The 23367-nt window shown below is 37.9% G+C and carries 25 protein-coding genes; 7 read left to right on the top strand and 18 right to left on the bottom strand.

The annotated features are described in order from the left end of the window. The first annotated feature begins 3 nt into the window (after window positions 1-3). Entirely contained in the window at window positions 4-1479 is a 1476-nt protein-coding gene (locus tag EHQ24_RS07555; RefSeq protein ID WP_135601063.1) for a PDZ domain-containing protein, read from the top strand. On the opposite strand, the gene EHQ24_RS07550 is transcribed toward EHQ24_RS07555, so the two are convergent. Genes EHQ24_RS07550 through EHQ24_RS07525 form a run of 6 tightly spaced genes read right to left on the bottom strand, consistent with a single transcriptional unit; the run spans window position 1476 to window position 8160 of the window. Further along, entirely contained in the window at window positions 1476-2699 is a 1224-nt protein-coding gene (locus tag EHQ24_RS07550) for an AZOBR_p60025 family cell surface glycopolymer formation protein (protein ID WP_135601062.1), read from the bottom strand. The genes EHQ24_RS07555 and EHQ24_RS07550 overlap by 4 nt on opposite strands. A 14-nt stretch (window positions 2700-2713) precedes the next feature. Beyond that, window positions 2714-4276 carry a hypothetical protein gene (locus EHQ24_RS07545; RefSeq protein WP_135601061.1) on the bottom strand — a complete coding sequence of 521 codons (1563 nt, stop codon included), beginning with the start codon at window positions 4274-4276 and terminating at the stop codon, window positions 2714-2716. Continuing rightward, the gene (locus tag EHQ24_RS07540; protein WP_135601060.1) at window positions 4249-4971 is read right to left on the bottom strand and encodes a glycosyltransferase; all 723 of its coding nucleotides are present in this window, start codon (window positions 4969-4971) and stop codon (window positions 4249-4251) included. Before EHQ24_RS07540 ends, EHQ24_RS07545 begins: the two co-directional genes overlap by 28 nt. Before the next feature lies 1 nt (window position 4972). Further along, window positions 4973-6013, bottom strand: a complete 1041-nt coding sequence (locus EHQ24_RS07535; RefSeq protein ID WP_135601059.1) for an NAD-dependent epimerase/dehydratase family protein — start codon at window positions 6011-6013, stop codon at window positions 4973-4975. Continuing rightward, the gene (locus EHQ24_RS07530; protein ID WP_135601058.1) at window positions 6003-7478 is read right to left on the bottom strand and encodes a nucleotidyltransferase family protein; all 1476 of its coding nucleotides are present in this window, start codon (window positions 7476-7478) and stop codon (window positions 6003-6005) included. Before EHQ24_RS07530 ends, EHQ24_RS07535 begins: the two co-directional genes overlap by 11 nt. 34 nt (window positions 7479-7512) lie before the next feature. Continuing rightward, window positions 7513-8160 carry a hypothetical protein gene (locus tag EHQ24_RS07525; protein WP_135601057.1) on the bottom strand — a complete coding sequence of 216 codons (648 nt, stop codon included), beginning with the start codon at window positions 8158-8160 and terminating at the stop codon, window positions 7513-7515. Between EHQ24_RS07525 and EHQ24_RS07520 the strand changes: the two genes are divergently transcribed. Beyond that, entirely contained in the window at window positions 8155-9675 is a 1521-nt protein-coding gene (locus EHQ24_RS07520; protein ID WP_244310331.1) for a M30 family metallopeptidase, read from the top strand. The two genes, EHQ24_RS07525 and EHQ24_RS07520, sit on opposite strands and share 6 nt — an antisense overlap. Here EHQ24_RS07520 and EHQ24_RS07515 read toward each other — a convergent pair. The 11 genes from EHQ24_RS07515 to speE form a co-directional block, all read right to left on the bottom strand. After that, window positions 9629-10690, bottom strand: a complete 1062-nt coding sequence (locus EHQ24_RS07515) for a DUF1574 domain-containing protein (RefSeq protein WP_135601056.1) — start codon at window positions 10688-10690, stop codon at window positions 9629-9631. The two genes, EHQ24_RS07520 and EHQ24_RS07515, sit on opposite strands and share 47 nt — an antisense overlap. An 84-nt stretch (window positions 10691-10774) precedes the next feature. Further along, a complete protein-coding gene (locus tag EHQ24_RS07510) occupies window positions 10775-11137 on the bottom strand; it encodes a PLU-1-like domain protein (RefSeq protein ID WP_135601055.1) in 363 nt (120 codons plus the stop codon). A gap of 58 nt (window positions 11138-11195) precedes the next feature. Then, entirely contained in the window at window positions 11196-11651 is a 456-nt protein-coding gene (locus EHQ24_RS07505) for an SRPBCC family protein (protein ID WP_135601161.1), read from the bottom strand. Between the two features lie 97 nt (window positions 11652-11748). After that, window positions 11749-13062 (bottom strand): SAM-dependent methyltransferase, encoded by a 1314-nt coding sequence (locus EHQ24_RS07500; protein ID WP_135601054.1) that lies wholly within the window; start codon window positions 13060-13062, stop codon window positions 11749-11751. Next, complete coding sequence (locus EHQ24_RS07495) at window positions 13019-13819, bottom strand: DUF1365 domain-containing protein (RefSeq protein WP_135601160.1); 801 nt, start codon at window positions 13817-13819, stop codon at window positions 13019-13021. The genes EHQ24_RS07500 and EHQ24_RS07495 overlap by 44 nt, the downstream gene beginning before the upstream one ends. Before the next feature lie 8 nt (window positions 13820-13827). Beyond that, complete coding sequence (locus tag EHQ24_RS07490) at window positions 13828-15099, bottom strand: NAD(P)/FAD-dependent oxidoreductase (RefSeq protein WP_135601053.1); 1272 nt, start codon at window positions 15097-15099, stop codon at window positions 13828-13830. Between the two features lie 26 nt (window positions 15100-15125). Then, the gene (pyrF, locus tag EHQ24_RS07485) at window positions 15126-15953 is read right to left on the bottom strand and encodes an orotidine-5'-phosphate decarboxylase (RefSeq protein ID WP_135601052.1); all 828 of its coding nucleotides are present in this window, start codon (window positions 15951-15953) and stop codon (window positions 15126-15128) included. Next, window positions 15950-16819 carry a hypothetical protein gene (locus EHQ24_RS07480; RefSeq protein WP_135601051.1) on the bottom strand — a complete coding sequence of 290 codons (870 nt, stop codon included), beginning with the start codon at window positions 16817-16819 and terminating at the stop codon, window positions 15950-15952. Before EHQ24_RS07480 ends, pyrF begins: the two co-directional genes overlap by 4 nt. Beyond that, window positions 16816-17547: a hypothetical protein gene (locus tag EHQ24_RS07475; protein WP_135601050.1), complete on the bottom strand. Its 732-nt coding sequence runs from the start codon at window positions 17545-17547 to the stop codon at window positions 16816-16818. Before EHQ24_RS07475 ends, EHQ24_RS07480 begins: the two co-directional genes overlap by 4 nt. Next, window positions 17537-18790, bottom strand: coding sequence for a hypothetical protein (locus EHQ24_RS07470; protein ID WP_135601049.1), 1254 nt, complete (start codon window positions 18788-18790; stop codon window positions 17537-17539). The genes EHQ24_RS07475 and EHQ24_RS07470 overlap by 11 nt, the downstream gene beginning before the upstream one ends. Before the next feature lie 6 nt (window positions 18791-18796). Next, window positions 18797-19642, bottom strand: a complete 846-nt coding sequence (gene speE, locus EHQ24_RS07465) for a polyamine aminopropyltransferase (protein ID WP_135601048.1) — start codon at window positions 19640-19642, stop codon at window positions 18797-18799. A 141-nt stretch (window positions 19643-19783) separates the two neighbouring features. Between speE and EHQ24_RS07460 the strand changes: the two genes are divergently transcribed. Together EHQ24_RS07460 and EHQ24_RS07455 are read left to right on the top strand one after the other, a co-directional pair. Beyond that, complete coding sequence (locus tag EHQ24_RS07460) at window positions 19784-20224, top strand: hypothetical protein (protein WP_135601047.1); 441 nt, start codon at window positions 19784-19786, stop codon at window positions 20222-20224. Between the two features lie 83 nt (window positions 20225-20307). Continuing rightward, on the top strand, window positions 20308-20697 hold the full coding sequence (locus EHQ24_RS07455) for a DUF302 domain-containing protein (protein WP_100719627.1): 390 nt from the start codon (window positions 20308-20310) through the stop codon (window positions 20695-20697). 110 nt (window positions 20698-20807) lie between these two features. Here EHQ24_RS07455 and EHQ24_RS07450 read toward each other — a convergent pair whose 3' ends face one another. Further along, window positions 20808-21218: a hypothetical protein gene (locus EHQ24_RS07450; protein ID WP_135601046.1), complete on the bottom strand. Its 411-nt coding sequence runs from the start codon at window positions 21216-21218 to the stop codon at window positions 20808-20810. Window positions 21219-21524: 306 nt separating this feature from the next. Here EHQ24_RS07450 and EHQ24_RS07445 point away from each other — a divergent pair, with 306 nt between their 5' ends. Genes EHQ24_RS07445 through EHQ24_RS07435 form a run of 3 tightly spaced genes read left to right on the top strand, consistent with a single transcriptional unit; the run spans window position 21525 to window position 23298 of the window. Next, the gene (locus EHQ24_RS07445) at window positions 21525-22259 is read left to right on the top strand and encodes a hypothetical protein (RefSeq protein WP_135601045.1); all 735 of its coding nucleotides are present in this window, start codon (window positions 21525-21527) and stop codon (window positions 22257-22259) included. A 36-nt stretch (window positions 22260-22295) separates the two neighbouring features. Then, a complete protein-coding gene (locus tag EHQ24_RS07440) occupies window positions 22296-22853 on the top strand; it encodes a dihydrofolate reductase family protein (RefSeq protein WP_135601044.1) in 558 nt (185 codons plus the stop codon). Further along, window positions 22837-23298, top strand: a complete 462-nt coding sequence (locus EHQ24_RS07435; RefSeq protein ID WP_135601043.1) for a hypothetical protein — start codon at window positions 22837-22839, stop codon at window positions 23296-23298. Before EHQ24_RS07440 ends, EHQ24_RS07435 begins: the two co-directional genes overlap by 17 nt. The last annotated feature ends 69 nt before the right edge of the window (window positions 23299-23367 follow it).

Below are 23367 nucleotides of genomic sequence, written 5' to 3'. Positions count from 1 at the left end.
ATAATGTTTCATTCAATTCAAACCATTCGATCTATTTGGCTTTTTCTTTTTATTTTTACAGGTACTTTATTCGGAAAATCCGTTCCCGTGGGAATGACCGATGTTTCCATCTTACAAATTAAAGCTACAGTCCAATATCCGAATTTCCAACAACCTTGGCGGTTTAAAAATCCCGAAGTTCGTCATTCTACAGGGATTTATATTGGAGACAATCGAATTCTAGTCCCTGCCCAAGCCATCTATTTTTATACAAGTATCGAAGTCAAAAAACCAGATGTTTTAAAACTATATACTGCAGAACTCGATCGTTTGGATCCAGACTTAGGTCTCGCAATTTTAAAGTTAAATGACCCAAATGCTTCGAAAGACCTAAAGGCGGTAATTTTCCCAAATGAATTGTTTTTACCTGGAACTGGTCTTGTGATGGAAAGTAAGGAGCAAAGGAACTTAGAAGAAAAAAAAATCAGAATGATTCGTTTGGATATGGATGCATATTCCAGTGGTTACGCAGAACTTCCCTTTATCGAAATTCAATCAGAAGAAAAGTTAGATGGTGTGGGAGAACTGATCGTAGATTCTACATCGAGAATTCCACAAGGTATCTTATACCAATTTAAGGAAAATAATACTGGTAGAGTCATTCCTTCCTTTTCTATCAAACATTTTATAGAAGGAAAAATTTTTCCCTTCAAAGGATTCCGGTTCAAACCATTAACGGATACAGCGACAAGGAATTATTATGGACTAAAAAAGGACGACTTAGGAGTGTTAGTGGCAGAAATTTATCCCGGTTCTTCGGCTGATGGGATTTTACAATTAGAAGATGTATTACTCGAAGTTTCGAATTCAAAAATTGATCCAAAAGGATATTTTGACCATCCCAAGTTTGGAAAACTCAATTTATCATATTTGTTTCATAATACGAGTGAAACGGATTCTCCACTAGTGAAAAAAATCAAACTGAAAGTGTTTCGAAATAAAAAACCGGTTTCTTTGGAAATGGAACTAAAACCATTACCAGAATCTGCCATCCGAATTCCGTATGGAAACTCCAGATCGCAAACTCCCAAATATTTAATGTTAGCTGGGATGATTTTTCAAGAACTTTCAGAGATGTATTTATCTGAACATGGGAACCAATGGAGAAACCGTGTGAATAAAGAACTACTTTATCTAAATGATTTTTATAGAATCAAAAGGAATGCGAATGAAGGTAAAGTTGTATTTTTATCACAAGTTTTACCGCTATCAGGAAACAAAGCCTACCATACAGCTCACCAATTGATTCTAAAAACGGTAAACGGAACAGAGATACAGTCATTAGGCCAATTGCAGGAGTTGGTTAAAAATGCCGAAACACCTTATATTCATTTTGTGATGAATGATGGATTTGAAATGATCTTCAAAAAAGAAGAAATCCAAACCCTCAATACAGAAGCAAAACAAAGTTTTCAAATCCAGAAGGATTCTAATTTTTAGAATCCAACAAACCCAATTTGGTATCCTAATTGTTTTGAAATCAATAAAACCTTCGCAAGAAACAAAACTAAAATAAAAAGTGTTAATAGTATGTATTCTTTTTTGCGAACGGATTTGTCTTCGTTAACAAGTAACAATAAAACAGGAATGGATAAAGTAAACATCCGAGATACGTTTTCATACACTGACCAAAAATGGTAATACCCAGCAGTCCCAATCATAAACATAATGAACAAAAAGGAAATTCGAAACTCCCAACCTTTTTTCAACTGTCCGGTAAAAGGCAAAAACAAACCCAAAAAGAATAAAACTACTAAAGGGAATCTTGAAAATAACCGTGCTAAGTCTTTCCAGTTGTTTCCCGCTGAAAGAGAAGCCCAAATGGATTCCATATAAGAAATTAACCCTTCCAATGGTAATATAAAATCCGTTAAACGACCAGGTCTCCAGTTGGGGAACCGATATGCCAAATACAAATGCCAACAAATAGGGATAATGAGAACAGAACCTACAACCAAAATCCGTTTCCATTCCTTTCTAAAAACAGCGGCAAGACCCAAAGGGAATAATAAAAACAAAGCTGGTTCTTTGGTGAGTATTGCCAAACTAGAAAGTAAAATAAAAGGGATATAGTTTTCCTTTACATAATAATAGTATGCAATGATCAGAATGGACACCATCACAGTATCGCTTACAAGAACATAATAACTACCTAACGCGAAAGGGCTAATTAAATAAAGAATGGCATAAGGTTTTGTATCTTCTTTTAGGAGTTTACGTAAATAAAAATAGGAAACCAATGTAAGGACAATGTTCCAAAAGTACATTCCAAAAATAGCGGCTGTTTTCCCAAAAAAACCAAAAATGGCAATTAACAGAGGGTAGCCGATACGCGGTGCTCGGTAGGATTCATCAAATCCTTTCGGCCAATTCAAATTCAATTCGGAAAGTGGTCTTGAAAAATAATAAAAAATTTGGCCATCATAACCTGCACCCAAATCACCCTTCTCCCCCTTAAATAGAATGGCCTTCTCTGGAGTTTCTGTTTGGTTTTGCAGAGCAAATTCATAACCAAAATTTACCATAGAACTAGGGTTCCATTCGTATTTTTTCCAATAACCTAAAGTAGAAACACCCCAGATAAAAAAGAATAAAAGTATAGTGGCCCACTGCTTTGAATTGAAATATAAAAAAATAGGATTAATATATTTTTGGAACATTGGGTTCACTCCCATTACGGATTAAATTTTAAAATTTGAGGTTCTAGAGACTTGGAAAAAATAGAGTTATAAAAATCTGCACCTTCATAAGTTAGATGGTGAGGGTCAAAAAAATAGCGAACATCACTCACTACTTCGGTATGATCTATGAGAGTTTGGCCTCGTTGTTCTAAATGAGATTTTAAATTGGTTATCCAATCCTTTCTCCACTCTGAATTTTTATATATGTCAAATTCAATTGGATTCTCAGGACTTAATACCAAAACAAAAGGAATTTTGTGTTGGTAAAAATAATCAGAAATACTTAAAATACGATTCAATTCCCACCAGGGTTCAAAAGGAACAGTATTCACATTTTTTTTGGCTTCGCGAACCAAATGCAAACGCATGAGTTCAGGTCTAGTTCCTGCATCTCGAATCATTCTCTCAGAGTAATCTTCTTTAAAATCAGAAACAGTTTTTGTCACCAAACGGGTGTCATCCCAATAGCTATCGCGGGAATAAGATTTATTTTCTAAATTAGTAGTTTTACAAAAAAAATGAGACAACCGAACACCAACAGATTCATCTCGTCCATAACGGATCAGTTTGACTTCTTTTGCAGTAGACAATTCAGATAAAACTTTGATTTGGACAATGTTCCATTCTAAATTAGATTGGATGAGAGAACTCCAGTCTAGTTCGTTCCATCCGGAACGAACAAATGATTTTTCAATTTCAAATACTGGTTTGTCCAATGAATTAGAATCTTTGAAAAAACGGAATAAGAGCTTCGTATTTGTTTTTTGGAAAAACAAAGATTCTTTTGGTTTTTTGTCAGAACAAAGAATGGTTGCTGATTCTTTTGTCCATCCTTTCGACCAAATCCCTTCCATCGGTTTTTCACCTTGGTATAGATGGTATTTTCTACCACTTCCAAAGTGGTTGTCGATATAAACTTCAATCGGATCCATAAAGAAAACCCGAAACCGACTTACGTAAAACAAAGATTTTGCGGCAAGTTTGGATATAGTTTTTCTTGGTAATTCTTTCCAATGATCGAACAAATAGGAATTTGGATAAATGGTTTTAGCAGGATAACGTTCTCCAAACTGTGTGACCCAAATTTTTTGATTAAACTTTAGTTTGCCATCAATTAGGTCTTGGTATTCCCACTGTAAATCAGCAAAATTAAGGAGATACACCACTAATGTCGGATGGGAATCTAAAAGATCTTTTTTATAATAATCTAAATCTGTGGGAGCCATTGCCACATGGGAGAAAAAATGATACTTGGTGATTGGATTTTCTTTTTGATTGAGCCTGTCAGGTAATACTGAATACAATGCAACAGAACTGCCGGTGATAATGGTACGATGTTTGTCTTTTGTTGATTGTAACTCTTTGGTTTTGAAAATGAAATTATACCATGGAGAGGAGTCCCACTCCGTTTCGTTCGGAAACAAAAAATATAGTTTAGAAAAAATTAGATTATCTAAAAAAAGTATACCACCAAACAAAGCACAGGTGACAACGAACACTTTCCATTTCTGCCCGAAACGGGATTTGTTTAAGGGTATTCTGGACTCAGTTTCCATTTTCGTAACAAAAGTTTTTTTGCAAAACTAATGGCAAGTTTCAAAACTTTTTTATTAAAACTACTATTTGAAAAGATATAACGAATTGGTAACTCTTTAATGGAACCATCATTTTTCGCTACAATAGACAAAGCTTCCATGTGAAAATCAAAAGCAACCGATTCCAATGGATAAGCTGCGATTTTTTGAAACATTGGTTTGGAATACCTTCGGTATCCACTTGTGCAATCGCGAAGGTTGGCTCCAAAAAGGTTAAAAACTCCTTTGGATAAACAATAGTTCATAACTTTTGCAGCAGACCAAGAAATCAACTTTCGATACAACGGAACATTCACAGTAGAAGTTCTAGACCCAATGACTAGGTCACAATTTGGAAAAGACTGGAACTCTTTCAGATAACCAGCGTCATGCGACAAGCCCGCGTCCATTGTGATCACCCAGTCATAACCTTTTTCCACCGCATACTTCATTCCATCTTGAATTCCACCAGGGATATGAGTATTTTTTTCGTGGCGAATGACGTGAAGTCTCTTTCCAAATTCTTTTTGTAATTTAGCCAAAATGGTGGGTGTACCATCTTTACTCGCATCATCTGTAACAGAAACATCTGCAAACACGATGGCACCCCGAACCACTTCCTCAATGGTTTCGGCTTCATTGTATGCAGGGATGATGACTAAAGTTTTACCAGACATTCTACTTCCCAGAGATATTGAATACGTCTTTGTTGGCTTCAATCCACTTAAGAAGCCTTGTCACACCTTCTTTTGGTAGAATTTTAGGATTGAATCCGAATTTTTTTGCTTCTTTGATATCACATATAAAATAACGCATGTCACCTGGTCTTTCTACTTCAAAAAGAATTTCTTGTTTTTTATCCAGAATTTCACCAATGAGGTGGATACATTCTAAAAGAGAAATTTTATGTGGGCTTGCACCACCAATATTGTAAACACCTGGAATTGGGTTTTTAAAAAATTCCAAATAAGATTTTGCACCGTCTTCGGCATGTAAAATATCTCTTGTTTGTTTACCAGTTCCAAATATACGAAGTGGGAGACCAAATACGGAACGAATTGCAAAGTTTGCAACCCAACCATGATCCTCGCCACCAAACTGACGTTCGCCGTAAATTCCGGTAAAACGAAAACTTGCAGCTTTTACACCATACATATCTGTATAAGAACGTACATAATGTTCCGCACTCATTTTTGAAGCATGGAGTGGGGAAATTTGTCCCACCATTGTTGGTTGTTCTACAGAAATTTCGACTGGGTTTCTTTCGTAGGAAGTTTTACCTTCCGTCAAACTATCGTTAATGGAGTTTCCATAAACGTGGATGGAAGATGTATTCACAACAGGGATTTTATGTTTCCTTGCTGCTTCCATAACGTTAAAAGTTCCAATCACATTGGTGGAAAAATCAAGTTCAGGATCTTCCCAAGAAATGGTCATTGCAGGTTGTGCCGCTGTATGGATGATATAATCACAATCAGCCGAACGATCCATCAAATGTTCTAAATTTCGAATGTCACCTTTTACCATAGTGACACCAATGGATTTTAAATAATTCCAGTTATAATCACGAGTGGCATCAGACCCATAACCAGTTCGTTTTAATTCATATTTTGTCATGTTGTCAAAACTAACAACATCCCAACCTTCTTTACGAAATAATTCACAAACATGGGATCCTAAAAATCCACATCCGCCTGTTACCAATACTTTATTCGCCATCGCGATTTTCTCCTAGGTAAAACTTTTTAGATAAAATTAATTTCATTATATGGACAACATCGGAAAACATATCACGTACTCGATATTCCACCTGCCCTACCGGTTTGAAGTAGGAAACAGGAATTTCAATACAACGCATATGAGATCTAACAATATCTATCATAAGTTCAACGATGAACTTTCTATCTTGGGTAAATAATTGTGGTTTGACTCGTTCATAAGACTCTCGCCAAACAGAAAAAAATTGACAATCCACATCGGTAAATCGTGGTTCTTGTCCCCACCAAAACACTTCAACCAATTTTCCCATAAGTAAGTTTACCAAACGGTAAAGTGGTTTGAGATTGGATCCTTGTTCGATCATCTGTCTTGTGGTGCGTGTTCCAATCACCATATCCGAATCTTTCATATACTCGAGAAGTTTAGGAAAATCTTTCGAACGAAAAGATCCGTCGGGAGAAACGACAACAATGATATCACCTGTTGTATATTCGATTCCCCTTCTCACTTGTTCCCCAAGCCTTGTGGGATCACCATCACCTGGGAAAGTATAGGTTTTAACTTTTTCTTTTTTGCTCAGAGCCAATGTTTCGTCAGTGGACTCGTTATCGATTACAATGATTTCGTTAAATTTATCTTTGAAGTCAACAATCACATCTGTGATGGATCTTTCGTTATTATTTGTTGGGATCACAAGACTCGTTTTGAATTTGTGGAACAAATCATTTCTTACTTCATACACCGCATGATAGTAGTCTTGCATGGAATTGATATTGAAATATTCACAACTAAGAGTGGTTGCATACACTCCCGTTTTTGACTCTTTCGCCATCTTATCAATCACGTCTGTGATTTCAATGACACCCGACTTTTGAGATGCAGGTGTTTTTTTATAAAACTCAAAATACTCTGGTGTAAAATAATAACTGCCTAAACCCAAAAGTTCATTCGGAGGATTTTCTGGTTTTTCAACCAAGTTTACTATTTTATCATTTTCTAATACAACGGAATAATTCTTTCGAATCCTTGAAAGTAAGGATGTTTTTACAATCCCTATGGACGCGGCCATATTTGGATGTTTTTTTAAAACTTTTAGAAACTCATCGTGGTCGGTGCGGTAATAAAACTCATCTCCAAGGATAGTTAGAAATGGTTCGCGGATGGTTTTTTCTAAACTGGCGACATCAGATGCCAGGCCTTTTTTGGTCCAATCCACAGGTTCAATGACTACTTTGGGAATGGCCAAACGGATATGATCAATTTCTGAGATGATTTGTTCTTTCAGGTGACCGACGAGAACATAAACCTTTTCGATTCCAAATGTTTTGACCATCAGTTCCACATTTCGGTGGAGGATGGACTTTCCTTCGATGACGAAGAGAGGTTTTGGAATGAAGCTGGTTCGGGGATATGCACGGGTTCCTTTTCCGGCAGCTGCAATGACCCCAATTCTGATCTTTTTCAATGTAAAAGGAAAGTCCCTGAAACGAACCCCTGGGTCAATTAGAAAAGGATCGTTTCCACCGGTAGAATTGGAAACCTGAACCGGTTTTGTAGCCTTGGAAGGGCTCCCAAACCTGCTTAGAAGGATTCCAGGTCTTCTCTGGATCTTTTCCCCCAAGCCCATTCAAATGGAAGCCCCAAATCCCTTCCTTGGTCATCTGCATGGCATCAAAATGGACAGCCACAGGGTTTCCGGCACTATGATCCAGAACATAAGGTAAGGAAACCGATTGGATGGTTCCCAGTAAGGACTCTGAAATCACAAAACCATTTCCTGGCTCTTGTTTCAGGCGGTAGTACAAATGGTCACAATCAAAACGGCGTAGAAGTGCCATTTTTTTACCCCAAGTCTCTGTGGCTCGGATTTGGCAGGCCTCAGGCACAAGGACGAGATCTCCTCCTTCTTTTGTGACCGTCCCCACAAAAATGACCTCTTCCCAACCTAGTGATTTTTGATACCGTAGCTCTTGGGCATTGTAAAAAGACTTTCCCTTTTCTGTGAAGATCTCTATTCCTAATATTAGATAGCCGTTCTCCGTAGCCAACTGGTCGGAAAAATAGAGGCCATCCGTTGACTTGGCGAAATTTGGATCCGTCCAAAGGAATGTCAGGGAAAAAAGGCCCGCTGCCAGGAATTTATGCATTTAAAAAAATTAATCCTTTTTCCTCTTCTTTTCGTAACATCATTCATTACTGATTGCAATCTCCTAAATTTAGAAAAAGAAAAAAATAACGATTTGGTTATGTTACTGGGTGCCTATGCCCTACTAGCAAACAATTGTACGAACGGTTCAGGCATTTGGGCGAGAGATCTAACGACGAATTCCAGTGTTTGTGTTACGGTAGATTTGGTTATTTCTGGAACCAATGTGGAAGTTTATAAAGAAAGATCATTATCTCTTAGTTACGATCTAATAAAGTTCGGTCGTGATTTTGATTCCATTACGTTTCCAAAATTAATTTCCACCTTCGGGGCTCCAAGCGATATAGATGGGAACGGAAAAGTAAAAATTCTTGTGATGGACATTCGAGACGGTGCCACAGCAAACAGTGCTTATGTGGCAGGATATTTTGACCCGGTTAACTACTTTCCAGATATTATTATATCCAGACTTCGTTCCAACTATGCTGAAGTTTTGTATTTAGATGGGAAAGAACTCATAGCAGCTCTTACCTATGACCCAAATGCCTTTGCTTCCACTGCAGCTCATGAATTCCAACATTTATTAAGATATCCCAGAATGCGAGCCGCAAACCAAACCGACGAACTTTGGATCAACGAAGGAACAAGCGAAGTAGCAAGTGATATCGCAGGATACGGACCACAAAACAGTCGTATGGATTGTTATTCAGGAGTGAATGACTCTCGTTGTCCCGATGGGATCAATGGGGTTTCCTTACTTGACTGGGATAGTACAAGCAATGATGTTCTCAAACAATACTCTTTTGCTTATGTATTTATGCGGTATCTTTATGATATTTCAGGAACAAACGATACACAGAGACAAAACTTCTTCAAAGAAACTGTGATTGGGGAATCAGGTACAAGGGCAAATAGCACAGGCAATTTAATTAGTTTATTTAGAAATACAACCTATGCTCCTAATTTTGATGCTTCTTTACTGGGAAATGGGAACTCTGATGTTTTCTTTCGCACTTATGCCTTACTGAGTGCACAAAGTTTTTTAGGGAGCAATCCCAACCTAACTGCTGTCGAACAGGTGACAAGCGATGGAGCTTCCGCGTCTACGATCAACTTAGCAGGAGCACTCACTAGATACCCTTTGTCTACGACTCTTTCGAGAATTGCTACGAATCAAGTCACTCCGACAACTACAAAATTTACAATCAAACAAGGTTCTACGAATTTTTACAATTCATCGACACCCTCTATCCCAGCAAGTTCCTCTAGAAAAAACTATGGAAGAGTGACAACCGCAACCACCAAAGGAATCTTTTTTTGGGCTGATGCCCCTTCCGGTCTAAATGCTAACATTAAATATGTTCAAACGAATGAAGAAGGAAATACAATGACAATTCCAAAAAAACCTCGTTCTTTGAAATCGGTCATTGAATCCTCAACAGAGCCTATCCCCATTTGTGGGATCGAGTTTACAGATGATGGCGTTCGTACTTTCGAAAGTATTCCAATAGAATAGAACGCATCAAACTGCGATAACAATCTTTTGCAACATGACCACCGTCTGCGAACGCATTACAAGTATAAGATGGTTCGTTTTTCAGTTTCAAAATAGAAAAGTTTTTACTAGCAGTTAGCGCATCAATTTCTTTTTCCCAAGTTTTGACCAAAACTTCTTTTTCCATAAGTGCTTCAAAGTCGGGTGAAGAAAGAGGCCAAATGATGATGGTTTTGATTTTTTCAGCCTGTAAACGATCCAAAATTTTTTCATAAAATCCGAATTGCATCGGGCTACGAACATACGAGGCAAACAACCAATCCAAGGTTCTATGGCTTGTCATTTGTAGGGAATTAGAATCTTTCTCCATATAATTATCGATTGGTGAAAGTCCGTTTCCATTGTGTGAAAGAATGTAGTCATAGGTTGCCTTGTGCATTTCAAAGGCATTTTCTAAATATGGATTTTTATAATTTCTCCACATTTGGTCCAAATAAGGTTTGTACGTCCCTACTGCAAAAAGTTTACGCCCCAAATAAAACGAAACATGGTCTTTTCCAAACAAACTGAGATTTGACAAAACATAAGATAAATCAAAACTATAAGTTAGGTTCGAACTTTTAAATACTGAGTTTTGGTTAAACTGGTTTGGGTCAGTTTCCATTACTACCAAATCAGGTTTGATCCCCGCATCCAAAACTTTTGTCAGTTGGAAATCATAATACGCAGGAGTTGTCACTGCAGAAGAAAGATTATAAATATCCCAATCAGGATAAAAAGAAACCAGTTCATCGTGATCAAAATAAAGAAGGCGTGAAGATCCCAAAATCAACATGATTTTTTTGGTTTTTGGTGTGTTCACACCTGGTTTTTCGGAAATGAGTTTTTCTAAGAAGGCCGATTTAGCTTTATAGTTAACTGCCGTTAAATCAATCTTGGTAATTGTCTGGATATAGGGAATTCGAAATATCGCATCAACAACAAACAAAAACAATAAAAGGATAACAGGGTAAAAAAGGAACCGCGCCTTGGACATATCTGAAAGGAGAAAGGAAACGGATTTAATTGTAAAGCGAATTGAAGAGCCTCCCCCGAGGTTTCTTTCGAGGGAGTTTAAATTTTAAGCGACTTGGATGCGAGCGAGTTTACGTTTCTTTTTTAAATTGACAAACCAATCATCAGAGTTTCTGACATGGCTTACTAATTTTTTTACATATTCACGATTTTCTGGGTTCAGAATTTCACGTGCTTCTTGAATGATTTCTTCCACAGTTTTCACATGGAAAGTAAAATAACTGGTAAAGAGTTCGTAATACTCTCTGTCCGTATTCTCCCAGTCCTTTGACTGAATGTCTGCGTAGAAATCAGATAACTGTGGTATGTCGATCTCAGGTGTCGCATCAAAATGATTGTTCATCATAGCGATACGGTCTGTTATATCAGTTAATTTCTGGAAATACGTTTCCAATTCGGGATATTCCATCTTCCAGCCCTCCTTAACAACCCTTACTTTTACCAGGATTTTAGAAAGGCCCTAGAGATCAAGATTTTTTAAAAAATTTTGTGATGTCTGGATTTTGTTTTAGAAAGTCTTTTAAGTGTAAAGCTTGTCCATCCCATGCCTCTTTGGCACCTTCTAGCCATACATCGGAACTTTCTCCATCAGGGAACCCTCCATTAACAATTGTTAATTGGGAAGATTTTTCACCTTTGGATTCAAATAATAATTGTAAATAAATGGCACCTGTTGGGTCAGCAGGATGGTCTTTCCATTCCATTACCAATTCACGTAATGGTTCTATTTTTTTGTATATGCCATGTGTGGTGAAATCACCTTCCAAACCCAATTTCCAAGTCCATGAAAAGTCACCACCCACTTTCGGGCGACCTCTTACCTCATCCGCGAGCCAATGCACTAACACTTCGTAGACGGTGACACCGGACCACAATCGTTCGATTGGTTCGTCAAAGGTAAATACGGACTTAGTTTCTCTCATAGACAGAGTAGTAAAGAGATGGGTTTTCCTTGGCAAGATGTTTTTTGGAAGGAACTACCGACAGGTTTCCCCATCGGTAGCCAGGTTTTGTACGAATTTAGAGATTTAGATTGTTTGGCCTAACATAAACAGATTGAATCACACTGATGTTTCTCATTTGGAAAGCAGCTGCACAATATGCCAAATAATATCTCCATTTTCTAATGAAGGTTTCGCTATAACCTTGGTTTCTTACCTCAGTTAAGTTTTCTTCAAAAGCTCTTAACCAAAGTCGGAGAGTTTTCGCATAACTCATACCCATATCTTCCAAGTGGAATAAATACATATCTCCTGTACGATTGATGGCTTGGTTCATACGACCAATGGATGGCAATAAAGAACCAGGGAAGATATGTTTCTGAATGAAATCGATTCCATTTTTGAAAGAAGTAAATCTAGAGTCAGGGCAGGTAATGACTTGTAAGGCCATAATTCCGTCCTTTGTCAAAAGGTCTTGGCACTTTTGAAAGAAGGTTTCATAAAACGCATCCCCTACTGCTTCTAACATTTCCACAGAAACTATTTTTGTAAATTGACCCTCAATTTTTCGATAATCCTGAATTCGAATTTCAATTTTGTCAGAAAGACCTTCTTTTGCGATCCTTTCTTTGGCATAGGCATATTGTTCTTCCGATAGTGTAACGGTAGTCACACGGCAACCATAGTTTTTTGCAGCATGGATAGATAAAAACCCCCATCCACTTCCAATCTCCAAAAGATGATCTGCAGGATTTAGTTTTAACTTTTGGCAAAGTTTGTCCACTTTTCTTGTTTGTGCTTCTTCCAAACTATCTTCCAAGGATTCAAAATACGCAGAACTATAAGTCATCGATGGATCAAGAAACAGTTTATAAAATTTATTTCCTAAATCATAATGTTCTACGATATTTTTTTTACTTCCTGTAAGCGTGTTTTTCCTTAAAAAATGTAGGAATTTGTTACCTAAATTGAATAAATCCAAATGGAAAAGTTTCTTTTTCGCACCAGAAAGACTGGGACTATCATCCACGTTGAGAATAAACCAAGAAATTACGTTTTCGATGGAATCTGTTTCCCAATCTCCCGTTAAGTAAGATTCGGAAAATCCAATATCGCCGTATAACACTGATTTCTTGAAGAAAACAGGGTTTTTGACATGAACTAATGCTGAATGAAACTTTGAATCTACATTGGCATTCGGATCACCTAACGTGATTTGTTCTCCATTTGGGAGGATCATTCGAAGGGATCCTCGTTTCATGGAACTCATAGCTTTAAAAAATATCTTCCTATAAATGGGAAATTGTTCTAAGGTAGACTTGTTCTTTAATTCGGTAAAAAGTTCTGAATCAATCGTGTCTTGTAAGAGGGACTGGTTCTGTGATTTCTCCAAGGGGAACTCCTGTTTGTTTCTCTAAGTTTTGGTGTTTCGAAATGTATGGAATTTTTTTGATCCAAAGTTTGAAGGCTTGCCAGTGGATCAACGTTATTATTTTGACGGTAACAAATGGGAATTGGGTAAAAAGTTTTAATAAGTATTTTGATTGGAATGGAATTTTTTTTCCAAGAAAGGAAGTGGTTAATATTCGTTTTCCATTTTCAAAAGAGTCGACACCAATCTGTAATTGATTATTGGGTAAGTTCAATCGGAACTCAAATTCAGAATCCAAACTGATAAAAGGTGAGACATAAAAGTTTTTACGTTCCCTGATATACACCTCTGGATCCGCAATGGTTCCTATGGCTTTCTTAAAATAACCGACATAGGGTTTGATCTCACCAAAGGTATTTCCTACTTCTGCGATCGATACAAGTGGTTGTCCTAATTTGTCATAACAAAAATAAAAACTTACCGGATTAAACACATAACCCAACACACGGAGGTTGGTAAGAAGAAATATCTTTCCAATGTCATTTACTCCAGAGGCTTCCAAAAAGGACTTAACATTTTCATAAACTGTTCCTTTTTCAAATTGGATATGGTCTTTGTCATAAAAGGAAAACAAATTGAACCGGTTCCTGGAAAACCAAAAACTTTCGTGGGCCAACTGGTCTATTTCGGAAAGATCCAAATAAAAATTAAAAATTCTGTATTTGAATTTGTTGGGTTTTGGAGCGGTACGTGTATGATACACATCCGCCTCGTACATACATGAGTTTAAGTCCATGGATCCCTTTTTAAAATACTACGCGAAACATTCACTGCTGATAAAAATCCATCTTCATGGAATCCATACCGGAAGTAAGCGCCTGCATAATAGATCGGACCACTTTCGTTTAACTCTGGCAAACGATTTTGTCCAAGAGATGCTTCCACAGAAAAAAGTGGATGTTCATAATCTATTTTTTGAATGATTTTGTCTTTTGCCACACGATCCGGGTCGTTGATGGTCACAAAATAATTTTGTTTTTTGGAAACATTTTGCAAACGGTTCATCCAATAGATTGTGTAAGGGTTTTGTTTTCCCTTTTCATCTTCTACAATTTTATAATTCCAACTGGACCAACAAGATGATACTTTTGGCATATCACTGGCATCCGTATGTAGAGTGGCAGTGTTGTGTTGGTATTTGTAAAGAGGAAGGAGTGCGCTTTCTAATTTTGTCGGATTTCCGAGTAATTTCGCAGAAATATGCCCATGCGTGGCAAGTAAAACCTTATCAAAGATTTCTTTTTTCCCTTCACCAAACACAAGTTCCACCTTCCCGTCACTCGTACGGTTTACTTGTTTGACTGGCGAATTAAGTCGAAATTTGTCTTTGATGGGGGGAATGATTCGTTTGCTATATTCATGCGACCCACCATCCACCGTATACCATTGGTGTTGTGTATTTAATCCCAAAAATCCATGGTTATAAAAAAACCGGATGAGTGACTTTGCTGGAAATTCCAACATCAAATCAGGCGGCGTTGACCAAACAGCGGAACTCATTGGAATTAAATAAAAATTTAAAATGTCTTTTCCGTATCCAAAAGCCTCCATGTACTTTCCTAAATCCCAGGAATCATACTTGGGATCGTCTAAAATCTTTGGGGCCGATTTGTTGAACCGGTCAATCTCAAGTAACATCTTCAAGTACCGAGGTCGAAACAGATTTTTTTTCTGAGCAAACAACCCAGAAAGTCCAGATCCACAAAACTCTAGTTTGGTGGGGTCATGTTGGACACTAAAAGACATATCTGATTTTTTAGTGGGGACGTTTAATGTTTGGAAAAGTCTCAGTAAATTAGGATAAGTCACATGATTGAACACAATGAATCCGGTATCAATCGGTATCTTTACCCCATCTTCTTCTACCATTACCGTATTGGTATGACCACCGATATAATCGGCACTGTCAAAAATAGTTAAATCAAAATCGTTTTTTAAAAAGTATGCGGAACCGAGACCAGAGATCCCTGTACCAACGATGGCTAGTTTTTCTTTCACTTGTTTCCCTTTCGGTCATTAGACCGTTAGAGAAAGAGTTGGTTCATTTGAAGATGGACTTCTTCTGCTTTCTTTTCTGCGGTTTGTCCGAAATTTTCTTCCAAAGAACTGAGAGTGATTCCACGTGATGAATTGATGAGGGAGCGATTCCCCGAAGCCTGGATGATGGAGGAAAGATCCCCACCTTGGGCTCCAAATCCTGGAATGAGAAAGTACAAATTGGGATGACGGGCTCGTAAGGATTGAATCTCTGATGGGTGGGTTCCCCCCACAACAAGTCCTACTTGGTTAGGATATTCCTCCGCAAGTTTTGCCATCTGGTCACTTACCTCTTCATATAAGTGAATTCCCTTACCGGAAAGTTTTTGTTTTTGGAAGTCTACTGAACTTGGATTTGATGTGAGTCCAAGTACAAAAATATACCCACCTAGATCGAGGTAGGGAACAAGACTGTCCCGACCCATGTACGGATTAACCGTCAGGGCATCCACACCCAAGGTTTTAAAAAAATACTTAGCATACTCTTTGGAAGTATTGGCAAGGTCACCACGTTTGGCATCCATCACTATGGGTACATCTGGTGAAACCTTCTGCATCAAACGAACCATATGTTCTAAGGCAAAATAACCTTCGGAGCCCAACCTTTCAAAAAATGCCACATTGGGTTTCCAAGCCGCTGCATAAGAATGTGTGTAGCGAATGATAGTTTCTGTAAAATGAACCAGCGGTGCTTTCGAATCCAAACTTACCTTCGGTAACTTTTCCAATTCGGGGTCGAGACCAATACAAAGAAGAGATTTTAATTGATCTCTACGCGAATTGAATTTTTGAATGAAGTTGGATTTGGAATTCACTTGGGTTCCTTAAATTGGATCTTTTGTTTTCTTTTTTCTAATTCGCTATCGATGTCTCGTTTTTTGTAGCGACCGTATATATGTCCAGGAATCACAGTAAGTGCGGTGATTGGATTTGCCACTACATCCCCAATCGCTCCTCCCACATAAGTAGAATAAGCTGGAGTGAGTAACTCATAAGATGACTCTAATTGTTCTTTATCGTTTTTTTCCGCAAAATAATTGAGAGCGTCATCAGAAGCCCTCGCTTCATGATACAAAGAACCAACGACTGGGATAGCATACATCGTAGCATAAAGAGTTCTTTTTTCTCTTTGCGCAAAATCCTTGGCATGGCCCCCTTCATGAATCACAACCGCTGGTAAATCAGAATACACATTGATGGTGTTGGTAAAAGAATTGTAATGGTCTCCTCCAACAGTTCCTGCAAGCAAGCGGCCAGGGAGGAAAGTATAAGCAAGCAAAGAAATGGACCCAAAAAAGTAACGAATGACTGGATTGATATTTTTATTTTTTGGGAGTCGTTTCCATTCCGAAAGTGGTGCGTATTGATTGAAACGAACTTTCACATCCCTTAAATTATTTTCTTTGATATAACGAATTAGATATTCTTTGGTTTCTTTTGAAATGTGATGGTTGTCTGCTTTTAGATTCCAAAGCACTAACTTGGAAGGAAGAGAAAAAATCCAATTCCCCGTTTGGTCTAAAATCCAAACTGGTTCCCCTTCTTCAAATTGTGGATCATCTTCTGTAAATTCGGGACTGGGAAGGTATGGATTCCCGTAATTGTATGGTTTTTCCAAGGAATAACAATTTGTGAAACCAAAACTAAGGCCAAGGATTAAAACAAAGGAGAAAAATTTCATAAACTTTCCATGATTTCCTTAAGTTTGGGGTCAACTGGCTCTTGTTTTACAGGCGATTTTTTGAGTTTTACAGGCGGTGGTTCCGGTTCCGAAAATTTATCCACAGGAGAACTACCGTTATAACTAGAAAGAATTTCCAAACGCGTAAAAAACTCTGTTAAAGAATTCCTTCCCAATTGGTTTAATTGGTCTTCCCTGTTCCCACGAAATCCATTGTAAGGAACATACCAAACCAAAGGGATAAAGGTAAGAATACTTCCCGCCAAATAACAATTCGTAACACGAGAGTCAATTTCATCATAATAAGAGAACTCTTCTTCTAATTGGCCTTGGATTTGGATCCTCGCTTTCATCCGCACAAAAGTTAAATTCTTTGAACACCTGTCCAAAGAAACCAATTGGTATTCATCTACGAAAATTTTTCCACCGCGAGCAAGTAACAAAGGAAAACGATCTCCTCGGATAGAAAGTTCCTTTCGAATCAAATAAGACAAAGGACCGTATTCATTCGGGAGTGCCTCTGGATCTGCAAAATACCCATCGTAGACACCCATCTTCATTCGGTTTTCTTCTTTGACTTTGACTTCTATATGATCCATTTTTTTGACAAACTCAAAAGAGGACTCATTAGGAAAGGGTCTATACACTCGGAGAGAAACTCCACATCCCCATACAAAAAGAAAAAGCAAAGTGGGAATGATCAAATGAAACCTTAGTTTAAAAAACATAAGTGTACCCAAAGTATAAATTCGAAATGGCATAAACTCGCGAAGAACGATTATCAAGTCCATCCGATTCATAAAAAGCTGAACTTAAATAATAATCTCTCACACCAGAAACAAAAGAATCTTCATTCAAAGCACGAATTCCAGGAGCCGAAGATTCATTGGCCCTCCAAATGTATTGAACCACTTGTAAACCTAAATGGAATTTGTGATGTTGCCAAGGTTGCCAATTGGCCTGGGCTAAAAGATCTAATCCAACAATGGAAGTCTCTAATGGTTTTTCTGAGAACAAAGAATATGCTTCGTTACCGGTGACCGCACCTTCTCCAAATCGTCTAGCACCTCCACTTCCCGTCATTATATCCCTTCGATAATTTAAGCGGCCCAGTGGAGTTACAAACATTTCCCCACCTAAATCATAGGAAACTCCCTCCCCGATTTTATGATAAAATCGGAACCCGGCACTCGGTGCTAAATACTGCATCGAGTCTCGCATGACTCCCGTTTGGTTTAACGATTGTGAAGAAAATACAGAGTTTGTCTGGAAGGAACCCGCTCGAAGTCCAAAATCCCAACTATAACCAATGTTTCGAGAAGACTCTTCGTAGATTTTAAGAACTAATTTATGTTCTGCGCTATGCAACCTATCACTATGATAAGCAGAAAGTAAACCTTCTACATATCCTAAGGAAAGATAATTGTTAGTTGTCTGAAATTGGAAATAAACATATTCCAATCCCCATTTTGCAGATTTATGTTTGTAAGCCACTCTTGGAGAAAACGAACCTGAACCTTGGTTTTTTTCCCATTCATAAGCGTAAGGTAAAGATCGAATATTTTGATAACCAATCGGCGAACGAGGGAAATACGGAGTTCCAGCTTGAAACGCAACCCTTCCATTGTCATCTGCCCAAACATCCCCCGGTGTAAAAACTCCACCTTGGCTCATCCCACGAATCCCAACTTCCCAAGTGCCCTGGTGGAACTCTAAAGAAGCGTTATTTGTGGCAGGGATATTCGAAGTGATCGGATAAAGCGGCTCGCGGTTCCGGTCACGGAATTGGTCTTCACGGATTTTTTTGATCTGATGACGAAGTTCCGCTGCTTTTTTTGGATACCCGCGTGCCTCATAGGATTCCGCCTCTAATTCCAACTTTGTTGCTTTGGTTTCCCCTGCCAAAAGAGGATTAGGTCTTATGGCAAAGGATGCTAAAATTAAAAAATAGAGAACAGGAATCTGTTTCACAAAGTTTTAACCTTTTCGTTTGATATAAGCTTTTGCAAATTCAGGAAGTACAAAAGCTGCTTTGTGAATTTCTGGACTGTAGTATTTGAGTCCTTTGGGAACACGTTCTGGATCCGGTGTTACCGAATAAGGATCAATCGCATTCGATAAAAAAGTAAACCCAATGATTCCGGAAGGGTAAGTAGGAATGGTTGTATAATAGTAACCATACTCAGGAAAAATTTTAGGAATAAAATCAAAAAGTGATGAGATCACATCTCCATGATACCAAAAAGATTCTGCTTGAGTTGCGATAATTCCCGTAGGTTTTAAAGCACTCGCCATATCTCGAAAAAACGGTTCTTTAAATAAAACTTCTGCAGGACCAACAGGATCACTGGAATCCACAAGGATGACATCGAAACGACCTTTGTTGTCTCGCGCAAATTTGGCTCCGTCATCATAATGATGAATGACTTTAGGATCTTTCATTGCATCTGCACATTCAGGGAAATATTTATAACTAATATCTACAACTGCTTTGTCAATCTCGCATAACACAACTTCTTTGACAGATGGGTGTTTTAAAACTTCTCGAACCGTTCCACCATCTCCCCCACCAATCACCAAAACTGATTCTGGATTTGGGTGACTCATCATCGGAATATGGGCGATCATTTCATGATAAGAATGTTCATCTTTGTTAGTAACCATTGTTACACCATCAAGTGTAAACATTCGGCCAAAGGATTGTGTTTCAAAAATATCGATTTTTTGGAACGGAGATTGTAGGCTTTCGATTGTTTTTGTTACCCGGTAACTCACAGCACGGCCTTTTTCTAATTCCAATTTTTCGGTATACCAAATCTCCATTAATTTCTCCTAAGGTTTCTCTCTTTAAACCAGATTTGATTTGTGAATAAGAAGGTGTAGTTTTTTTTAAAGTTTCTTTGTTTGTTGGCAATTAAAAATTCAACTTGGCGGGAACTGGGTGTTTCGGTTCCATTGCCTTGTATGCAGAAATATTCCCGTGTTTTTTACCTGCTTGGTTTTTTATCCATGCCTCTTTTCATTTTGTTGCTCGTTTTCGGTTATGTCAAAATCAACGAAATGGCAAGCGAAGAAATCCACTGGGGTCACAACAAATCCTTTGCCTTTGGCCAAGCCTCTCGCGAAGGAAAACTCATCCTCTTATCCATCACCAAATCTCGTTGTGAGATGTTACAAGGATTGGAATGTGGAGAAGGCAAACCAGACCTCGGAGCCTATGTTTTGCTGAACTTCACTCCCAGGGACCAAGAGTTCCAAACATTAATTTTGGATGACCGGTTTGTTTCCTTAAAATCAGATCCCATCCCCCAATACTTTTTACTCAATTCTTCCGGGGAAATCCGTCATATGTCTGCACAACTTCCCAGTGTAGAAGAAATGCAAAAACTCCCCAAAAAAGAATGATCTTTTTCAAAACCTAACTAAAATACTCTTGCAAGTTCCAATGATTGCCATACCCTATGGGGTATGCACCTTGCGGAGGATTTATGTTAGGACTCACCGTTCACAGAAAAAAAAGTTTTGAAGATACCATCACCGACACAACCGAAGCCTTAAAAAAAGAAGGATTCGGAGTTCTAACCACGATCGACGTCAAAAACACTCTCAAAGAAAAAATCGGCGTTGATTTCAAACGTTACACCATCCTTGGGGCATGTAATCCCGGTTTTGCGCACAAAGCCCTGCAAACCGCTGACGAAATTGGATTATTACTTCCCTGCAACGTGGTTGTCACCGAAGAAAAAAATGGGGAAACCAAAGTTTCCATCTTTGATCCAATGACAATGACAAAACTCGTCCAAAACCCAGAGTTGGAAAAAATTGCCAAAGAAGTACAAGAAAAACTAATCCAAGTCATCCACCACTTACACGAATGAAGTAGATTTTTGAAAAATCAGTGGGCGCCTCGCCAATGGATTTTTGTTTCCAGATTCTATCCATTAGGCGACCCCGCTTTCCGCTCCAATCTTTCTGGAAGGATTTTCGATTACTTACAAAATGCCGGTGGGTTTTGTTTTGGATTTTTAATCCGAGTGTAACAAATCGTCGATCCTTCGGTAGTCATCCCAAAAAGATTCAATGATCCTCCAACGGGATACTGCGCTTTGGATGCAGGACCTTCTTTCCAATCAATGTTATAATTTCCTTCGGTTTGTTTGATGAGTATTCCCTTCACAACAGAACTTGTTTTTTTGTAACAAGATTTAATTTCCCGGTTGTTGCTAATGATAAGCCAAGCACTAGGATTTGGCGTCGGATCAGTTACACAATTGGAAGTAAGAACCCAAGTTCCTTCCAGAAGGGTTTTACCATCAAGCGCACCCGTTTTATCCCCCGACTGGCAGTAAAATACAAAGGTAAAAACTGCCATAACCATGATTAAACAATTTTTTTTCATCACGAGCTCCTAGTGTCGAAATAAGATATTCCTACAAGAGGATAGTAAAGACTAGAAAAACAAAATTCTGTCAAATTTTATTGTACGGGTTTAAATTTAATTCGGAATTGGGAACGGGCCAGAAGAATGATGTTCATGATACAAATTTGAATCACACAAAACAAAGGTAATTCGCCACCTAACTGTTTTTTACACCAAAAAATATTTTTTCGGCGGGTGTTGTTTTTCATTGAAATACAAAAACATCTTTTATATTGTTTTCTTAACTGATACAAATTGTAATCATCAGACAAAATCATTTCCGATATGAACTCAATCAAATTTACAAAACTGATACTTCTTATTTTTTTCTACCTAATTTCAAAAGGCATATCCGCAGAAGATACGGAACGGAAAAAAACACAAATCCTCTTTACTCCTTGGATCGTTCAATCAGATAACGGACACCAACATAGAAAAATTCCAAGTTCATTCAATCTACAGATTCTTTATTCGCCATTTAAAAATATTTATTTAGGAATGATCTATGGGATTGGGAGAGGTAAAGAAGAGTCTTATGGGCAGTACTATTCCAACCCCAATAGGGCCAATGCCATTTACCAATTTTCGCGAACCAAACAGGGTGAGACTTTTGCCTTCAACATCCAATACTATCTAACAACTTCCATCTTTGCTAGTGTGAATTTAGGTTTAGAAAAAGGATTCACTGTAAAAAGAGAAAATTATACAAATTATTCTCCGAACAATATCGATCTAGAACCTTACGTGCATAACACATCCTTCTCTGACCGAGTTTTTAGTTCCATTGGACTCGGTTATAAAACAGAAATTTGGGACCACTTTTTATTTGCTTTGGAAGTACAATGCGGGTATATGGAAGCAGGTAAAATCAATCATAACATAACATTTAATCCAAATTACTACGAAGGATCTTTACCCAAACAATACCAAGATTTACTGATCAGCCAGAGTTTGTACAATTCATACCCAAAAAATACAACGTTTTCTCAAGTTTTAATTTCGGCTGGACTCTCTTTCTAAAAAAATCAATCAATGACTGTAAACCAGGAGAATCGAATGAGAAAATTAATTATGTGGAACGTAATCACCATTGATGGATATTTTGAAGGTGAAAAAAGTTGGGATCTTGGTTTTCACGGACAAGTCTACGGAAAAGAACTTGAAGAATTCAGCCTCGTCCAATTGAACTCAGCCGACTGTCTCGTGTTTGGTGCCACTACATACAAAGGTATGGCTGATTATTGGACAAATGCAAACGAAGACGAAGGAGAAGTTGCCAAACATATGAACAAAATCCAAAAACTTGTATGTTCCCGAACTCTCCAAACGGCAAACTGGAACAATTCAGTCATTGTCAAAGATGCTGTCTCTGAAATTCAGAAAAAGAAACAAGAAGGCAATGGAGATATGTTTGTATTCGGCAGTGGAAACCTTTCTGATTCGTTACTCAAAGCAAATCTATTTGATGAAATTCGTTTGTGTGTAGCACCCGTTTTTTTAGGGAAAGGAAAACTTCTATTCCAAACAGGAATCCCAGAGAAGAACTTAAACCTTATCGAAACTCGAGCCCTTACCACAGGTGGAGTCATCCTTCGGTATGGATGTCAAAATTAAAAACATGAAAACCATCCTCCCACTCCTTACATTGATTTCCTCGTTATTCCTATTCTCTAACTGCATTGATGAAGAAAGGGAAAGTCGTAAAAGGGGTCAAAATCTATTCATCGGCTCTCTTGCGATGGCCGGGTTTTTCAGACCTAATTATTGTTCTGCTCCAGAGATTCTTCTAGAAGAAGGTAAGGTTTACAATATCACCTTAGAGCCTAGAAAAAAATTTTGGTTCGACTATGCAATTAGATCAAAAGGAGGGAATAAGAAATATCGGTTAACAGTCAATAAAGATGCAAACACTATTGTCCAATATCAACTAAAAGCATGTGATTTAAGTAATGATCAAGGTGAGAGATTGATCATATCCTCAAACTCAACTCAAATTGTTTATGAAAATGAATCTTTTAGTTACACGGATCCTTCCGAACAACATCAATTAGTGATTTAAGCTTCTATTTAGTGTTTAAGGCAGGAAATCCAAATGTATCAATACGTTTTGAGTTATTTTAATATCGGA

The sequence above is a fragment of the Leptospira noumeaensis genome, assembly GCF_004770765.1.
GTDB lineage: Bacteria > Spirochaetota > Leptospiria > Leptospirales > Leptospiraceae > Leptospira_A > Leptospira_A noumeaensis.
Note: the sequence above shows the minus strand (reverse complement) of the source record. Positions and strands in the feature narration are given on the sequence as shown.

Coding starts and splice junctions, on each gene's coding strand:
- EHQ24_RS07545 (WP_135601061.1), bottom strand. CDS start 4,276: ATGGAAACTGAGTCCAGAATACCCTTAAACAAATCCCGTTTCGGGCAG.
- EHQ24_RS07510 (WP_135601055.1), bottom strand. CDS start 11,137: ATGGAATATCCCGAATTGGAAACGTATTTCCAGAAATTAACTGATATA.
- EHQ24_RS07480 (WP_135601051.1), bottom strand. CDS start 16,819: ATGAAATTTTTCTCCTTTGTTTTAATCCTTGGCCTTAGTTTTGGTTTC.
- EHQ24_RS07535 (WP_135601059.1), bottom strand. CDS start 6,013: ATGGCGAATAAAGTATTGGTAACAGGCGGATGTGGATTTTTAGGATCC.
- EHQ24_RS07540 (WP_135601060.1), bottom strand. CDS start 4,971: ATGTCTGGTAAAACTTTAGTCATCATCCCTGCATACAATGAAGCCGAA.
- EHQ24_RS07550 (WP_135601062.1), bottom strand. CDS start 2,699: ATGTTCCAAAAATATATTAATCCTATTTTTTTATATTTCAATTCAAAG.
- EHQ24_RS07495 (WP_135601160.1), bottom strand. CDS start 13,819: ATGTACGAGGCGGATGTGTATCATACACGTACCGCTCCAAAACCCAAC.
- EHQ24_RS07505 (WP_135601161.1), bottom strand. CDS start 11,651: ATGAGAGAAACTAAGTCCGTATTTACCTTTGACGAACCAATCGAACGA.
- speE (WP_135601048.1), bottom strand. CDS start 19,642: ATGGAGATTTGGTATACCGAAAAATTGGAATTAGAAAAAGGCCGTGCT.
- EHQ24_RS07475 (WP_135601050.1), bottom strand. CDS start 17,547: ATGTTTTTTAAACTAAGGTTTCATTTGATCATTCCCACTTTGCTTTTT.
- EHQ24_RS07455 (WP_100719627.1), top strand. CDS start 20,308: ATGTTAGGACTCACCGTTCACAGAAAAAAAAGTTTTGAAGATACCATC.
- EHQ24_RS07435 (WP_135601043.1), top strand. CDS start 22,837: ATGGATGTCAAAATTAAAAACATGAAAACCATCCTCCCACTCCTTACA.
- EHQ24_RS07525 (WP_135601057.1), bottom strand. CDS start 8,160: ATGCATAAATTCCTGGCAGCGGGCCTTTTTTCCCTGACATTCCTTTGG.
- EHQ24_RS07555 (WP_135601063.1), top strand. CDS start 4: ATGTTTCATTCAATTCAAACCATTCGATCTATTTGGCTTTTTCTTTTT.
- EHQ24_RS07520 (WP_244310331.1), top strand. CDS start 8,155: ATGCATTTAAAAAAATTAATCCTTTTTCCTCTTCTTTTCGTAACATCA.
- EHQ24_RS07440 (WP_135601044.1), top strand. CDS start 22,296: ATGAGAAAATTAATTATGTGGAACGTAATCACCATTGATGGATATTTT.
- EHQ24_RS07460 (WP_135601047.1), top strand. CDS start 19,784: ATGCAGAAATATTCCCGTGTTTTTTACCTGCTTGGTTTTTTATCCATG.
- EHQ24_RS07450 (WP_135601046.1), bottom strand. CDS start 21,218: ATGAAAAAAAATTGTTTAATCATGGTTATGGCAGTTTTTACCTTTGTA.
- EHQ24_RS07445 (WP_135601045.1), top strand. CDS start 21,525: ATGAACTCAATCAAATTTACAAAACTGATACTTCTTATTTTTTTCTAC.
- EHQ24_RS07515 (WP_135601056.1), bottom strand. CDS start 10,690: ATGTCCAAGGCGCGGTTCCTTTTTTACCCTGTTATCCTTTTATTGTTT.